Annotated in this window: 10 protein-coding genes; all 10 read left to right on the forward strand. The window is 70.3% G+C overall.

Annotated elements, in window-relative coordinates:
• Positions 1 to 12 precede the first annotated feature (12 nt).
• The 10 genes from H343_RS0119255 to H343_RS0119305 all read left to right on the forward strand — a co-directional run bounded on the left by H343_RS0119255 (position 13) and on the right by H343_RS0119305 (position 15374).
• Positions 13 to 759, forward strand: a complete 747-nt coding sequence (locus H343_RS0119255) for an SRPBCC family protein (protein WP_028432488.1) — start codon at positions 13 to 15, stop codon at positions 757 to 759.
• Complete coding sequence (locus H343_RS0119260) at positions 756 to 1454, forward strand: isochorismatase family protein (RefSeq protein WP_486586959.1); 699 nt, start codon at positions 756 to 758, stop codon at positions 1452 to 1454. Before H343_RS0119255 ends, H343_RS0119260 begins: the two co-directional genes overlap by 4 nt.
• Positions 1455 to 1482: 28 nt before the next feature.
• On the forward strand, positions 1483 to 2367 hold the full coding sequence (locus H343_RS0119265) for an alpha/beta fold hydrolase (RefSeq protein WP_028432490.1): 885 nt from the start codon (positions 1483 to 1485) through the stop codon (positions 2365 to 2367).
• A gap of 42 nt (positions 2368 to 2409) precedes the next feature.
• On the forward strand, positions 2410 to 2892 hold the full coding sequence (locus tag H343_RS0119270; RefSeq protein WP_028432491.1) for a MarR family transcriptional regulator: 483 nt from the start codon (positions 2410 to 2412) through the stop codon (positions 2890 to 2892).
• A 200-nt stretch (positions 2893 to 3092) separates the two neighbouring features.
• A complete protein-coding gene (locus H343_RS0119275; RefSeq protein ID WP_028432492.1) occupies positions 3093 to 3845 on the forward strand; it encodes an aspartate racemase/maleate isomerase family protein in 753 nt (250 codons plus the stop codon).
• 214 nt (positions 3846 to 4059) lie between these two features.
• Positions 4060 to 5409 carry a class I SAM-dependent RNA methyltransferase gene (locus H343_RS0119280; protein ID WP_028432493.1) on the forward strand — a complete coding sequence of 450 codons (1350 nt, stop codon included), beginning with the start codon at positions 4060 to 4062 and terminating at the stop codon, positions 5407 to 5409.
• Between the two features lie 292 nt (positions 5410 to 5701).
• On the forward strand, positions 5702 to 5896 hold the full coding sequence (locus H343_RS0119285; protein WP_028432494.1) for a ribbon-helix-helix protein, CopG family: 195 nt from the start codon (positions 5702 to 5704) through the stop codon (positions 5894 to 5896).
• Positions 5893 to 6285 (forward strand): type II toxin-antitoxin system death-on-curing family toxin, encoded by a 393-nt coding sequence (locus tag H343_RS0119290; protein ID WP_028432495.1) that lies wholly within the window; start codon positions 5893 to 5895, stop codon positions 6283 to 6285. Before H343_RS0119285 ends, H343_RS0119290 begins: the two co-directional genes overlap by 4 nt.
• 854 nt (positions 6286 to 7139) lie before the next feature.
• Positions 7140 to 9218 carry a hypothetical protein gene (locus H343_RS0119300; protein WP_486586960.1) on the forward strand — a complete coding sequence of 693 codons (2079 nt, stop codon included), beginning with the start codon at positions 7140 to 7142 and terminating at the stop codon, positions 9216 to 9218.
• Between the two features lie 84 nt (positions 9219 to 9302).
• A complete protein-coding gene (locus tag H343_RS0119305; RefSeq protein WP_028432497.1) occupies positions 9303 to 15374 on the forward strand; it encodes a hypothetical protein in 6072 nt (2023 codons plus the stop codon).
• Positions 15375 to 15947: the final 573 nt, after the last annotated feature.

A 15947-nucleotide genomic window follows, 5' to 3' on the forward strand; every position in this document is an offset into this window, starting at 1 on the left:
CGAGGAGGTTTCATGCAGCTCAACAACACGGTCCCGGTGAACGCCGCGCCGGAGGAGGTCTTCGCGCTCGTCAACGACGTCGAACGCGTCGCCGCCTGCATGCCCGGCGCCACACTGGAGGGCAGCGACGGCGACGCCTGGTCGGGCAGGGTGAAGGTGAAGGTCGGCCCGATCACCGCCGCCTACGCCGGCACCGTCCGCTTCCTGGAGGTGGACACGGAGCAGCGGCGGCTGCGTGTGCAGGCGCGCGGCGCGGACACCCACGGCAGCGGGGACGCCGAGGCCGAGGTGGAACTGGTGGTGGCCGAGGCTCCCGGCGGCGCGGAGCTGCGGCTGGTGACGGACCTCGTCATCCGCGGGAAGATCGCCCAGTTCGGCAAGGGAGCGGTGGCGGCCGTCTCGGAGAAGATCCTGCAGCAGTTCGCCGGGAATCTCGGCAGCCTGCTGGAGCAGGACCGCCACGGCCCGCAGGGCGCCTCCGCCGGGACGCACTCCCCGCCCGCCGGCGCGGACGCCCCTGCGGCCCCGCTGCCGTCCGGCGCACAGCTGCCCGCCCCCGCGGGCGCCCACCTCGCCCCCGCGGGCACCTTCGCCGCTGGGCCCGAACTCGACGGGCTCTCCGTGCTCCTCCCGCCCGCCGTGACCAAGTACGCCCCTCTCGCGGGCGCGTTCGCCTTCGGCCTCTTCGAGGGCTGGCTGCTCGGGCGCGTCCTGACCCGGGAGAGGCACCACTGCTGCACCGTGAGGAGCAGCAGGTGAGCGGGGAGACCTCCGTGCGGCCGGGCAGGTACGGGCCGGAGACGGACCGCACCTACGAGCGCGCCGGATTCGGCGCACGAGTACGGCGCGGTAGCCGCCCCGCGCTCGTCGTCGTCGACCTCACCCGCGGATTCACCGAGGACTCCTACCCCTCGGGCGCCGACCTGAGCGAGGTCGTCCACGCCACCTCGACACTGGTCCGGGCGGCACGCCCAGCCGCCGTACCGGTGATCTGGACCGCCATCGCCTACACCCCCGCCGAGGCCGAGGGACACGTGGTGACCTGGCTGGAGAAGGCCCCCGGGATGCGCGCCCTCGTCGAGGGCAGCGATGCGGTCGCGCTCGATCCGCGGCTGCCCGTGCTGCCGGAGGACCAACTCGTGGTGAAGAAGGGCGCGTCCGCGTTCTTCGGCACCTCCCTCGCCGCGACCCTGGTCGGGCTGGGCTGCGACACCGCGGTGGTCTGCGGCGCCACCACCAGCGGCTGCGTGAGGGCCACCGCCGTGGACGCCGTGCAGTCCGGCTTTCCGGTGCTCGTGCCCCGCGAGTGCTCCGGCGACCGGGCCCAAGGGCCGCACGAGGCCGCCCTGTTCGACATCCAGGCCAAGTACGGCGACGTCGTGCCCCTCTCCGACGCCCTCGCCTATCTGGAGAAGCCACCCGCGCGGGAGCACCCCGGCCGCCCCGCCCGCTGAAACCGCCTCCCACCCCGAGGAAGAACGCATGTCACAGCGCACGATCACCCAGCCCGCGCTCGCCGACCTCGCCGACGTACCCGCCACCAGCCGCTGGATCCGCTCCGGTTCGCTGCGGCTGCACGCCCTCGACTACGGCGGGCGTACCGGCGACGCGCGCGTACCGCTGCTGCTGCTGCCCGGCATCACCAGCCCCGCCGTCACCATGGACTTCGTCGCGCGGCACCTGACCGATCTCGTCCGCCCCGTCGTCCCGGACGTCCGGGGCAGGGGCCTGTCCGACGACGGCCCCGAGGACGGCACGGGCTACACCCTGGAGGCGTACGCGGAGGACACCGAGGCGTGGATCTCCGCTCTCGGCCTGGAACGCCCGCTGCTGGCCGGTCACTCGATGGGCGCGCGTATCGCGGCCGTCACGGCTGTACGGGCGAAGGTGGCGCTGCGCGGCACCGTGCTGGTCGACCCCCCGATGAGCGGCCCCGGCCGCGACCCGTACCCGACGACGCTGCCCGCCTTCCTCGGCCAGCTCGAACAGGCGCTGCGCGGCACCGATGCCGAGGAGGTGGCCCGTTCCTGGCCGCGCTGGCCGCGCCGCGAACAGGAGTTGCGGGCGCGCTGGCTGGCAAGCTGCGGTGAGCGTGCGCTGCGCGAGACGCACCGGAGCTTCGAGACGGAGGACTTCTTCGCGTGGTGGCCCTCGGTGCCGGGGCCCACGGAGCTGATCCACGGCAAGGACAGCCCCGTCGTCACCGCGGAAGGCGTCAAGGAGGCCGCCCGCACGCATCTCGGAGCGCGGCTGACGGCCGTCCCGGACGCCGGGCACATGGTCTTCTGGGACGATCCCGAGGCCGCACTGGCCGCTCTGCGCGAGGCGTTGAGCGCCCAGCTCGACGAGTCGGCGCGGGCGGGATGATTCGCCGGGCAGAGCCTTCGACGCCCGTGCTTTAGTGGGCCCATGGCTGACAAGACCTCACCGTCCACGGGCACCGCCGCGCCCCCGGCGGCCCTGCTCGCGGCCCCCGGGTACCAGGTTCGCCGTCTGTACCAGGCATACCTCGCGGCATGGGTGCGCAGCGTCGATCCGACGCTGACCGGCCCGCAGTTCGCGGTACTCACCGCGGTGAACGCCGCTCCCGGGCACGACCAGAGTGCGATGGCCTCCGCGGTGGCGCTGGACACCTCCACCATGGCGGACGTCGCCCGGCGGCTGGAGAGGCGCGGGCTCATAGTGCGCCGTACGGCGGCGGACGACGGCCGCCGCAAGCTGCTCTTCCTCACCGAGGAGGGGGAGAAGGCGCTGCGGGAGGCCGACGACCGCGCCCGCGCCCTGGACGAGCGGCTGCTGGAGTCGTACGCCTCCGCGGCGGACCGCAGCCGGCTGATGCACGAGCTGACGGCGCTTGCCGACCACTGGGAGGGGCTCTCGGCGGAGAGCTAGTCAGGGGAGCCGGGCACGGGGGCTGGGCACGGCAGCCGGTTCCGGCGCCGGCCGAGTCCTGTGGCCGAAGAGCCGGAGCGGGCCCCGGAGGAGCGATGTGTCCGGGGCTCTTGCGCCAGGAGATAGTACGTGTTCGGATTAATTCACCGCGCGGAGCGGAAGAGAGCGCTCCGCCTCCGCCGGAGACTCCTGGAGGCCCCATGGCAGACCACCACATCGGCATGATCGTCCCCAGCTCGAACCTGACGATGGAGACCGAACTGCCGCGCATGCTGCGCGCACGCGAGGACGACCGGCCCGGGGACCGCTTCGTCTTCCACAGCAGCCGCATGCGGATGCAGCAGGTGACACCCGAGCAACTCAAGGGGATGAACGCCCAGACCGAACGGGCCGCCCTCGAACTCGCCGACGCCCGCCCCGACGTCGTCGCCACGGCGTGCCTCGTGGCGATCATGGCCCAGGGCCCCGGACACCACTGCACCGCCGAGGACGAGATCACCTCCGTGCTGCGCGCCCAGGACGCCCACGCGCCGGTCGTCTCCAGTGCCGGAGCGCTGCTGGAGGGCATCAGGGCCCTGGGCGTGCGCCGCGTCGCCATCGTCACCCCTTACATGAAGCCGCTCACCGAGACCGTCGTGCACTACATCGAGGACGCCGGCATCGAGGTCGTCGACTCGCTCAGCCTGGAGGTGCCCGACAACCTCGCCGTGGCCCGCCTCGACCCGGGGGGCCTGCGGGAGCACTGGCAGCGCCTGGACGTGTCCCGCGCCGAGGCGATCGTGCTGTCCGCGTGCGTGCAGATGCCCTCGCTGCCGGCGATCCAGGACGTCGAGGACGCCTCGGGTCTGCCTGTACTGTCCGCAGCGACCGCCACCGCGTACCGCATCCTGGCCGAACTCGGCCTGCCCACGGCGGTGCCCGGGGCGGGCAGCCTGCTCGACGGCCGGCACTGAGCGGCCGGCACCGGGACGGGCGGGGCCGGGGCCGGGCGGGAGACGTGGATCGGGCTGGGGACGTGGATCGGGCGGACGGTAGGTGCCCGCGCGGCAAGTAGACTGACGGGCTGGGGCCGCCCCGTTCGCGGAGCCCGTCGCCGCCCGGCCGCGTACCGCCGCGCCGCGCACCCGCCGATGCCGTACATCCCGTACCTCTGGAGCTGTTCCCGCCATGCCCGAAGCACCCGCAGACGCCCTCGCCCCTTCCCTGGCCGGCGAGGAGTACGAGGTCGAGATCGGCCCCGTCGCGCACGGCGGGCACTGCGTCGCCCGTACCGAAGGGGGGCGGGTGCTGTTCGTACGGCACACCCTTCCCGGCGAACGCGTCGTCGCCCGCGTCACCGAGGGCCGTGAGGACTCCCGTTTCCTGCGCGCGGACGCCGTCGAGGTGCTGGAGGCGTCCAAGGACCGCATCCCCGCGCCCTGCCCGTTCTCCGGCCCGGGCCGCTGCGGCGGATGCGACTGGCAGCACACCAAGCCGGGCGTCCAGCGGCGGCTGAAGGGCGAGGTGCTCACCGAACAGCTCCAGCGGCTCGCGGGGATGACACCCGAGGACGTCTCCTGGGACGGCACCGTCGAGCCCGCACCCGGCGACAAGGTTCCCGCGGGCGAGGTGCCCGCCTGGCGCACCCGCGTCCAGTTCACGGTGGACGACCAGGGCCGCGCCGGGCTGCGGCGGCACCGCTCGCACGAGGTGGAGCCCGTCGACCACTGCCTGATCGCCGCGCCCGGCGTGGAGGAGCTGGGCATCGAGCAGCGCGAGTGGCCGCAGATCGCCGCCGTCGAGGCGACCGCCGCCACCGGTTCCCAGGACCGGCAGGTGGTCCTCACACCCAAGCCCGGTGGCCGGCTTCCCATCGTCGAACTCGACAAGCCGGTCTCGGTGTTGAGGGTGAGCGAGCGGCAGGGCGACAAGGGCGAGCTGCACCGCGTGCACGGGCGGGACTTCGTCCGCGAACGCGCCGACCACCGTACGTGGCGGGTCGGCGCGGGCGGCTTCTGGCAGGTGCACCCGCAGGCGGCCGAACTGCTCGTGGACGCGCTGATGCGCGGACTCACCCCGCGCAAGGGCGAGATGGCGCTCGACCTGTACTGCGGCGTCGGCCTCTTCGCGGGCGCGCTGGCCGACCGGATCGGGGAGACGGGCGCGGTGCTGGGCATCGAGTCCTCCAAGCGGGCCGTGGAGGACGCCCGGCGCAACCTCGCCGACTTCGGGCGGGTCCGCATCGAGCAGGGCAAGGTCGAGGCCGTACTGCCGCGCACGGGGATCACCGAGGCCGACCTCGTCGTCCTCGACCCGCCGCGGGCGGGCGCGGGCAAGCAGACGGTCCGGCACATCGCGGGCCTCGGCCCGCGCCGCATCGGATACGTGGCGTGCGACCCGGCCGCGCTGGCCCGCGACCTGGGCTACTTCAAGGAGGCGGGTTACGTGCCGCGCTTCCTGCGCGCCTTCGACCTGTTCCCGATGACGCACCACATGGAGTGCGTGGCGATCCTGGAGCCTGCTGGAAAGGGATCCTGACCTGCGCTTTTGTTGTCCAGGTGGGTTGCTGGACCTGTTTCCCTCCGGGCAGCGGTTCGAGCGGGCGGATCGATCTCTACAATTCGCTGGCCTGCGGGTTCTTGAGCAAGGCGTTTGTATGGGCGACGCCTTGAGAGGGGCGTTCGGGGATCCTTGACGCTCGGATGACGCTCGCAGCGGAAGTCTCTGCTGTGCCTCCTCAGGCGCTGCGAGCCGCTGTCCTGGGCCCCACATTTCCAGAGGGCGCGGCTCGACCGCGCCAGCCGTGATACCGATCAGGTATCATTGCTCTATGGCGATGACACTCCGACTCCCCGATGATCTTGACGCGAAGCTCACCGAGCGCGCTCGTCGGGAGGGTCGCAGCAAGCAGGAACTTGCCATCGAGGCCATCCGTGATGCCCAGGACCGGGCCGAGCTGAAGGTCGATCAAGTTCTGGTCGAGCTGATGGACAGCGATGCGGAGATCCTGGACTACCTGAAGTGACGGACGTGCGCTATCTCCAAATCGACGAGATCCTGGCCATCGCCCGCACGGTCAACGGTACCGAGCACAGCGTGCGTGACATGGGCCTTCTGGTGTCGGCGATCGAGCGACCCCGCACGAATGTGTTCGGGGCCGAGTTGTATCCCACGCTGCACGAGAAGGCTGCGGCGTTGCTGCACTCCGTCGCCCGCAACCATGCGCTGATCGACGGTAACAAGCGCACCGCCTGGCTCGCCATGCGTGTCTTCCTGCGGTTCAACGGCGTCAGCGCGAGTACCGTCCCGCCGCCCGTTTCCGTGGCCGGCCCGTTCGTTGAGGGCGTCGCGCAGGACAACGTCGATGTGCGGGCCATCGCCAGGCGCCTTTCGACCTGGTTCCCGATTCCCTGACGTTCGACGAGGTGAGGATGCATCATGTGGAGTGCATGGCGATTCTGGAGCCTACTGTAAAGGGGATCTGACCTGCGATTTTCGTGGGTTACTCGGGTGTAGTCGGACGGGCTCAGACTTGTTCTCCGATGTGTGCGAAGTGGAGCACGCCACTGCCAGACCAATTGCCCTGACCTGCGGTTCCGATCCGTGACGGGAAGGCAGGCGAGTGCTGCCACCGGTCTTCACGGGTCCGCGCAAGGCGGCCCTGGCGCTCATGTGAGATTCGCTTCAATCGGGTGTCAGCTCACGCATGAGGTCGTCATGCGGTCCGTGCGTCGAGTTGCACGGAGCGTGGCAGGGCGCCCATCAGGAAGGTGACCGGCGGTCCGGTGTCGACGGGGTTGGTGGAGTGCTGCAGCGGTACGAGCAACTTATGCACCGGGCTGTGCCTGTTGCGCGTCGTGAACCTGGCCAAGGGTGACTACGACTGTGCGGTTAGCGCTCCGGTTCTACGGCATTCGTGAAGCGGTGAGCGGATTCGGTCGTCGTGGGGCCATCGCAAAGTGATGAAAGCGCCACATGAAACCCAGAATGGGCATACTCTGCGGAAATCACTGCAGGTGGGTCGGGGCGACCTGAAGTGCGGCGGAGGTGTCATGGGTGGGGACCCGTATGTGTCAGCAAGAGGGGTCGGAGAACGCGAGTGGACGGGGGTGCCGGATCCGTACGGTGACCAGGCTCTCCTGACCTCTGCCATGACGGAGGGATACGACGCCGTCCCTGGTCAGGAACGCAGTCGACTGCGGAGCTTTCTCGAGGCGGTTGTCGCGGCCCGCCCGGCGCCGGTGCACACCACGGTCGCCTTAAACGCCGTGTACTTCGGGTACGAGCTCGGTGGCGACGGCTACGGCGGAAGCCCGCTGTGCCTCGATGACTTCCCCGTGATCACCTTCGGAGAGCGCGCTCCCGTGCTCCCGGTCGGTGCCATGGTGTGTGTCGCCACCGGGTCGGACCCGCTCTACGTCGAAATCGTCTACAGGGAGGGCGCGCACCCGGAGGTGGGCGCGCTTGGTGACGTACCGGCTTGGGTTTCGGGGGCGCCTGCGGGCGCCGAGGGCTCGGGCAGGCCGGGTGTAGACGCCGAACCACGGCGCAGGGAGCTGCTGGTCCCGGACCTCCATGCCTTCGGTCCGGCGCTGAGCCTGTCACCGGCCCAGCTTCATCGCTTACGCACACGCGGGCGATGGATCAATGAGGACGGGCATGTCGTCGTCGACGTGTGCTATCCGTCCTCGCAAGCCGCCCGGAGCGACGATCTGACGGCCTACGCGGACCATCTCCTGACGACGGCTCGGGAGCAGCTTCTCAGCCCCTTCGTCCCTGTTTCCCTTGCTTCCCTGGTGGGCGGCACACACGATGAGGATCTGCGAGCGGGACTGCTCGGCCTCCTCGACACGGTGCGGGGTGTCCTCAACTCCAGTGCCGTGCTGCGCACCTGGGGCCACTACGCCATGACCCGTACCTCCCTCGCGGACTGCTGGCGGGACACCGGACCGCTGGGGGGCGACGACCTCAGGTCTCTCGTGGCTGCGGTCGAGCGCGCGGCCACCCCGGCGAGGCGGCGACACGGCCTCACCGCTCCGAACACTGTGTACACAGCGGTCGGACCAAGGCTTCGCGGTTTCCCCGGGGCGGCGGAGCGGCTCAGGGGAGCAGGGTATGCCGCTGCGGTGTGCCGGGCGAACGTGGCGCTCGCCGATGTGGTCCAAGGGGACAGCGACCATGGCATGTTCGGCAACGGCTCCCGGATCACGCTTGACGATGCCTTCGAGGGGGGAGGGGTGTGGCGGTCCCACCATCCCGGTGACGCAGAGGCACCCCGAGACCCCCTGGTTCCGGCCGGCCGCGGCTGGAACTCCACACTGCACGCACTGCTGGAGCCAGAAACGGAAGTGGAGCTGGAACCAGTAGATGCGCCTCTCGCCGACGAAGACGTCCTCGGTATCGGCGATCTCCTGCGAAGCAACGCGCAGGAGACCGTCTGGCGGGCTCCCCTGCGGCTGGCCCATCTCATCGGCGGCTGGATTCCCTTGCACCCGTTCGTCGTGGAGGAGCTTTGCCGGCCCCACGGCACGCATCTCACGCTTCGCCTCGAACTCGATCATGTTGGTGAGACGTTGGACGAGAAGGAGGCGGTGCAGAACGTCGCTGCCGAACTCGGGGACAACTCGGGCCGGTTGACGGGAATCGTGTGGCCCGGCGACTTCTTTCCCGGCCTGATGCTGGAACTGCGCCGACTCCGGGGCGATACAGTGATCCGCCTCGCAACGACGCGGCTGAAGGAACGCGTGCAGGCCGGTGACCGCGAGACGGAGCACTGTTACGACCCTCGTGTGCTCACCAGGGAGGACGTGCCGGGCAGTAGCCGCCATGGTGACAGCGCGGTCGGGCTGGGTCCCCGGCAACTGGTGATGCGCACCGTGCGCCGTTGCGGTCTGCTCACCCTGGACGGTCATGCCCTAATGGACCGGTCGGTCCTGCCGAGCGCGGTCTATGGGCGCCGACCCGCCCGGTCGCAGGCCGCCGCCCTGGACTCGGCCGTCGCGGAACTATTCGCGGAACGTCTTTTGGAGCTGGGGCTCGGCAGCCGGGACGCCTGGGGGCAGCCGCACTTCCCGCCGCGTGACGGACAGCGGACCATTCCCCTCATCGGCTACCGCCCGGCCAGACCGCGGGTGATACGTCCGTGGGGCGGTGGCGAACCGGGCGATGAGGGACTGCGCGGCGCTCAGTTCGTTGCAGGTCATCTGCGCCGCCTGCGGCCGGGATGTCTGCCCAGCGACGGTCAGCGCGCGGTCTTCCGGGAACACTGCCGCAGGCTCGGCAAGGCGGACGGCTGGGAACTGCCGTACGGCTACACGTTCGTGACCGAGCACACGCGCGGCCGCTGACCCTTCACGGCTTTCGCGTGTCCATGGCTCCGGCCCCTCACCCACAGGCTTCTTTCGTCACCCACGGAAACGGAGTGCGTGTACATGCAGGATCGCTACCTCGTCGTCACAGGGCCGCCGTGGTCCCCGCCGAGCGTCTCGGCCGAGGACCTGGAAGGCCTGGCCGCCACGCTCAACGCCTTGGACTCTCCGGCCGCCGCCGCCCTGAACGACCTGACGGCGGACATGGTGGAACTCGCCTTCAACTCCCTGCGCCCCAAGCATCGTCAGAAATTGCTTGCCAGTCTGGGCATCCGCATGTCGGCTCCTCGACGGGTGAGCAGTGCCCTGTGCCGGGACGTCCTCGCCAGGCTGCGACGCGAGTCGCGGCAGCACACCTGCACATGCGGGATCAAGGGCCTTACGGTCACTGTGATGAACCAGGTGGGCCACTTCGTCTTGGCGCACGACGGGGAGACGGTTCCCGACCCTGTTGCCCGGTGGGGCGCTACGCTGGTCCGGGCCACCGTGTTCGCGTGGTGCAACGCCTCCGTTGCTGACGCCCACGTCCTTGCCTGGGCGGCGGACCAGGACTGGTTCGGCGCGACGACCGACGACGAGAAGGCGGCCCGGCTCGCCCACGTCGCTGCCGCAGCGCGTCCCTTCGTGGAGGCTTACCCCGATTTCGCCCTTGGAGCGGCGGAAGACGACGGGCTGGCGCTCGCGGATGACAGTGAACCAGGGGGCGCTGCCATCGCCGACCGGCCGGGCACCGGCGCCCCCGCACCGGAGACCGCGGTAGCGGACCCCGGCACTTCGCATGAGGAGACCGCTACCGCGTCCGGCAGCACCGGGACCAAGGCGGGGACAGCTCCCGAGGAGGCATGTCGGCAGCTGGAGTCCGTCCTTTTAGAGGCCCGCCGGGGCGCGGAGAAGGCCATCGACGCGGTAATGGACGGCCGCCCTCCGCAGGACGCGGACCTGGCCCCGCTCGCTGCACTGAGCACTGTTTTCAACGACGTGGAGGCGCTGTTCCGGGCCGCCGGGATCGAGGGGGTACCTCGCCGCCTGGAAGACATGGCGCGTGCCGCACGCGCACACCGGACAGCGCAGGAGCGTGACCTCCAGGCCCGCGAGCCGCTGCGGGAACTGCTGGATGTCGCCTATCGCCCGGACAGCTCCGCCGCTACCGCCGCTGCCGCAGAGGCCGTGCGCGGCGCGGCCCGCCGCCTGCTGGACGTGCCGGTGTGGGAGGAACCGCATCGGGAGGAGAGCGCCGCGCTCGCCGCCCTGGCCCGGCTCATCAGGTTGGGACGACAGGCAGATGCCGCGACGGAGATCCTGGCACTGCAGACGCAGGTCGTACGGGCCCTGCCCATGTGCGCCATGGCGGTGCTCATCGCTCCCGAGCTGACGCTGCACCAGCCGGTGGACGGTGACCCGCACCCTGCTGGGACCGACGAGGCGCTCGGCACCACCGAGCCCGCCGACGCCGAGACGACCGCAGAAGACGGAACCGTGCCGTCGACCGCACCGATGGAGGCGATCGCGCCCCAGCCCGCCGCCGGACCGGAAGCCACGAAGACCGCCGAGTCCGTCCACGCCCCTGACGCAGACGCCGCGCCGGCCGCCGACGGCGACTCGGCGCCCCCTACGTTCGTTGACGCGCCTGTCCAGGCACCCGCCGAACCCACGCTTCCTCCCGTGCAGGACATACCCGCCCGGGAAGCGGATCCGGCGGCTGACGACGCAACCGATGAGGCCGCGGGCGAGGGGGTCCTGGCGCAGCTGGTTGTGGAGCGGCGCTTCGGACTCGCCCACCATGTGGCGAGAGCCGCAGGCCACTCCGAGCCCCAGGCGGCGGCGATCCGCTTGGCTGGTGCCGCCGCGCTGCTCACCTCCGGGGACAGCCAGAGCGCCCGGCTGACGGCGGACCTGCTCCAGGAGTACGGCGGATACGCGGGCCAGGACAGCGAGGACAGCGAGGGCAGCGAACTCCTCCTGCTCCCTGCCCTGCTGCGTACCGCGCTGATCACCGGCGACCACGCTGCGGGCGCTCAGGTCAAGGCACTGGTGCCCCGGCTCCCGGACCGGCTGGGCGAGGCGGCGGCCGCCGTTGCCGACCGTGCCCTCAGCGGCGCCTTGTTGATCGCCTCGCCACTGGCCGCCGACGTCTCTGAGACGGAGGCCCGGCTGCGGGAGCTGCGCGAGCAGAGCCGTGCCCTGCTCGCGCCGCAGCGGCTGCGGTTCGCACGGGCGACGGAGATTGCCAAGCGCTGGCTCGCCCCCCACGACGGGATGCTCGGATCGCTGCTCACGACCGTAGTCGATGACGACCGCCACGCGCTGCAGCAGGTGCGGGAGCAGGCCGATCGGCTGTCGAAACTGGCCGAGGTCAACAGCGAGATCGACCGGATGGACCGCAAGTACCGCTCGTCCAGACGCAAGCCGGTTCAGGGCTCCGGGCGGCAGGACCTGGTGCATCTCGTGGAGCGGGCCGTCAACCTGGTCAAGGAATGGTGCCTGGCGGTCGACGGCACCCGTCGCGGCGACCGTTCCGACGGCAATCGGGCGGTCAAGGAGATCTCCTCCCTGCGACAGTCCCTGTTGGATGGCAGGGAAGCGGCGCTGGGCGAGTTGGAGCGGTTGGCGCGGCGCCCGGACACCCTCTCGGGCGCTATGGCCTGGGCGGCCCACGCCTCGATGGAGGAGTTGTTCGCTCTGCTGGCTGGCGACACCGCGACCACGCGTTCCGGCGGTCCCGTCGACCCAGCGCTCGTGCTGGACGCGGAGCTGCTGAAGGTGTGTGACACCCGTGACGAGCGGCCGTCGCCCGACGAACTGCTGACCGCGGTTGACCGGAACTGGCAGGAGGCTCTGGGGGAGCGGCTTTCCCGCGACGCATTCACCGCGGCCCGTGACATCGTCGAGCTGGCCGGACGAGGGCTGCTGCCTGCCGTCGGGGCGGGGGAGTTCGTCCCGCCCGCGGAAGCCGAAATCGACGACAGGGAGAACACCCGGCGTGCGCAGCTGCGGAAGGCACACGACGCACTCGTCGCCGAGCTGCACCGTGCGCAGGCCGATGGCGCCGTGACCGAGGACCAGGACCTCGGTCTTCAGGAGTTGCTTGCCGACGCCCACAACCGCCTCGAAAGCGCCGACCGACACGACCTGCTGCACGTGCGGCGGGCGCTCGACACGGTCCGGAGTGGTCTGCCGACCTTCCGGGCGCAGGCGGCGGACCGGATCCGGGCTCGTCTCGACGCCCTGGACCCCTCCGTGGAGGAGCGAGCCCAGGTCCTACGGCGTTTGGAGACGAACGACCTGGCCACCGCTGCCGACCTCGTCTACTTCCTGGAGATCGGCGAACCGGTCCCCGAGATCGAGGGCGGCGAGTCCCATCTGACCGAGTTCTTCCTGGCGGTGCCCGACGGCCTGCCCGGAGGGATCGACCATGAGCTCGTCAAGCTGGTCCGGTCCGGCGGCAAGCATCCGATGGTCCCCGTCCTGGACTACGGCGGTCTCTCCACCGACCAGGCGGCATTGGCGGCCGACGCGCTCGACGAGTGGCGCGCGCTTGCCGTCACCGAACGGAAAGACCGGCTCCAGGTGGCTCCGACGCGGCAGGTGCCGCCTCTCCTCAAGCTTCTCGGCTACGACGCCAAGAGCGCCAGGCCGCTCGACGACCGATCCCAGCACCGGCGGGAATACCGTCTCTTCGAAGCGACCGGAGTGGAGATCAATGGCAGGGCGAAGGCCCCCGCGTTCGGCTCGGAGATCAAGGAGCAGGGTGGCAACCTGCGGGTGATGATGGTCTGGGGTAGGCCGCCCGCCAAGGTCGTCATGAGCTGGGCTGAGCGGGACACCAGCGGAGCGAGCCTTCTCGTCGTCTACTTCGGCACGCTGAGCCGTGAGGCCCGAGTCGAACTCGCCGCCGGCTCCGACCGGTTGCAGCCGCTGCTCGTGGTGGACGACGCGGCCCTCGCCTATCTCGCGGCCTGCGGCAATCGCCAGGTCAGCGCCGCCACGCAGACCCTGCTGCCCTTCTCCGGCGTCAACCCGTACATCAGGGAGAAACGTGGCCGGATCGGCGGTGAGATGTTCTACGGCCGCGACGCCGAACGCAAGAGCATCCTCGACCCGCGCGGCACCCAGGTCATCTACGGCGGCCGGGGCCTGGGCAAATCGGCGCTGCTCGCCGACGCCGGGGAACTGTTCACGGAGCAGCGCCCCGGCTATCACCAAACGGTGTACGTCAACCTCGACCAGGAGAACATCGGCAAGGGCAGCTCGCGCGGACCGGAGGCGCTGTGGAGCGTCCTGCTGAGGGAGCTGACCGTGGCGCAGGTACTCGAGGAACGGCCGCAGGGGCGCGGAAAGCGACAGGAGACCTCCGAGCGGGTGCGCGCCGGCATCCGGACCTGGCTGGACGGGGACTCCCGCCGCCGACTGCTGATCCTGCTCGACGAGTGCGACCAGTTCTTCGAGGCCGACGCCCCGCGATTCGACCAGACCAAGAAGCTCAAGGGCCTCGGGTCCGACACCAAGGATGTGGCGAAGGTCGTCTTCGCAGGGCTTCACTCCGTGCAGCGCTTCTCAAAGCTCGCGAGCAACGGGCCGTTCGGCCACCTCGCTCAGACCCCGAAGGTGATCGGCCCGCTGGCTCCCCAGGCGGCTGCGGAACTGCTGGTCGAGCCGATGCGGGCGCTCGGGTTCGAGTTCAAGGACCTGGATCTCGTCAACCGTGTGCTCGGCTACTGCTCGTACCAGCCGTTCCTGCTGCAGATGTTCGGGCACCGGCTGGTCGAGCTGATGCACCGCAAGAGGACGCGGCGCGGCGCCGGGGAACCCCCTTACGAGGTGAAGGTGACCGACATCGAGATCGTGGAGTCGGACGCCGCGCTCCGGGACAGCATCTCGGCAGCCTTCAAGGAGACGCTGAGCCTCGACCACCGCTACGACGTGATCGCCAATGTGCTGGCCTATCATGCCCGCCATCACGGCCTGGAGGTGCGGCTAAGCGACACGGAGTTGCGCGAGGAGTGCGAGACGTACTGGCGCAAGGGTTTCGAACAGCTCGACACCGAAGGTTTCCGCGCCTACCTCTCCGAGATGGTGGGTCTCGGTATCCTCGCGCCCAACCACGACGGACTGGGCTGGCATCTGCGCGGTCCCAACGCCCTGCGCATGATCGGTACCTCCCACGAGGTGGAGGCACGTCTGCTTAGGGCCGAACAGGACTGTGAACTGCAGAAGAGCATCGTGCAGGAGGGCCGCCCCGAGCTCCCCGACGGGCGGCTGGCTCCGCTGACCAACACCCAGCTCGACGACCTCCTGGGCGAGCGATCCAACCGGACCCGAGTCGTCCTCGGCAGCACCGCCACAGCAGTCACCGACATCGCCCCTACCTTGCGCACGATCGCCGGACCGATCGACGGCTGGACGCTGCCACCCGTGGGCAAGCCCAGCGTCTACAAACAGGAACTTACCGGCGGACGCCCCGGAGAACGACGGGTCGTCATCAGCGACTTCGTCAACTACCGGGAGCCGGTCCGGCCCGAAACCTGCCGCGAAGCCGTCGACCTGGCCGAGACTCTGCTGCCCGCCATTCCGGGGGTCACCCGCGCGGTTGTCCTCGTCACCGACCCCGCTCAGCTCGCCCTGTGGCGCTCCCTGCTGACGGGAACCGAACCCACCTCGGCCGCCCCGGTGGTGCTGCGTAGGCATGATCACCGCAGCTTGCGTGGTTGGGTCCAGCGCGTCAACGTGTTTCACACGGAGGGCCGCCTGGGCCGTCTCCACGAACTGACCGGCGGCTGGCCGCTCCTGGTGGACCGAGCCCATCGCCTGCACGAGGAATTGGGCGGCCCCGACGAGGTGTTGCGTCGTCTGGCCGACCTACGCGCGGACCGGGCCGAGGCCCGCGCATTCGCTGAGGCGACCGGCGTGTACGCGGATCCGCTCCTGGCTGCCGGATACCAGGCTATCAATGACGAGTTCGAGGACGGCCTCTTCGATCTGGAAGGCGCGGTGACCGCCGTCGCGCTCAAGATCGACGACGAGGACGAGGCGCGATGGGTCGTCAACTGCCTCGACGCCCTCCAGATCTTCGACCGCGAGGGCATTCAGCTGCGCCTGGAACCGGTGCTCCGGGAGTGCGTGGCGCTCAACGGGTGACGGAGCCGCACGTGAATCGTGACCGGACATGGCCGTGGCGATCGCGGGCGGGCCGGTCGCGGTTCAGCAGTGGGCGGAGGACCGTTTGCTCCGACGTGGGCAGGGCGTGTAGAGGCGAGACCAGGAACCCTGGTAGACCGCGCGACCTCCTCCGTGCTGCTCAGGGCTGAACGGACTAGCGGCAACCAGATCACCCCGAGGGATCCGCCTCGCTCGCCCGCGAGGTCGGGTGGTCCGACACCGACCCAGCACTGTCCGCCGTGAAGCTCGTTTGACTCTGAGCCCCTTCAAGCTGCACATCAAGCCGAGAATGCGCCTCTGACCTGGCCTCTTCTGTGGCTTGCTCAGGCCGACACCTTTACGATGACGCACCACATGGAGTGCGTGGCGATCCTGGAGCCCCTGCGATAGGGCTTTGGACCCGCTGCTCTCCTGGTGAGTCCGGTCGACGTGACGGAGACCCGGTGACGGAGACCCGGTGACGGAGGTCCGGGGACATCGCGTGCTCCTCACGCCCGGAGCCAGGAGGGTCCGTACGGCCGGGACGCCCGTCGGCCTCTGCCCATGTGGTCC

The sequence above is a fragment of the Streptomyces sp. TAA204 genome (assembly GCF_000424965.1).

Coding starts and splice junctions, on each gene's coding strand:
- H343_RS0119280 (WP_028432493.1), top strand. CDS start 4,060: ATGCCCGAAGCACCCGCAGACGCCCTCGCCCCTTCCCTGGCCGGCGAG.
- H343_RS0119265 (WP_028432490.1), top strand. CDS start 1,483: ATGTCACAGCGCACGATCACCCAGCCCGCGCTCGCCGACCTCGCCGAC.
- H343_RS0119285 (WP_028432494.1), top strand. CDS start 5,702: ATGGCGATGACACTCCGACTCCCCGATGATCTTGACGCGAAGCTCACC.
- H343_RS0119275 (WP_028432492.1), top strand. CDS start 3,093: ATGGCAGACCACCACATCGGCATGATCGTCCCCAGCTCGAACCTGACG.
- H343_RS0119255 (WP_028432488.1), top strand. CDS start 13: ATGCAGCTCAACAACACGGTCCCGGTGAACGCCGCGCCGGAGGAGGTC.
- H343_RS0119305 (WP_028432497.1), top strand. CDS start 9,303: ATGCAGGATCGCTACCTCGTCGTCACAGGGCCGCCGTGGTCCCCGCCG.
- H343_RS0119270 (WP_028432491.1), top strand. CDS start 2,410: ATGGCTGACAAGACCTCACCGTCCACGGGCACCGCCGCGCCCCCGGCG.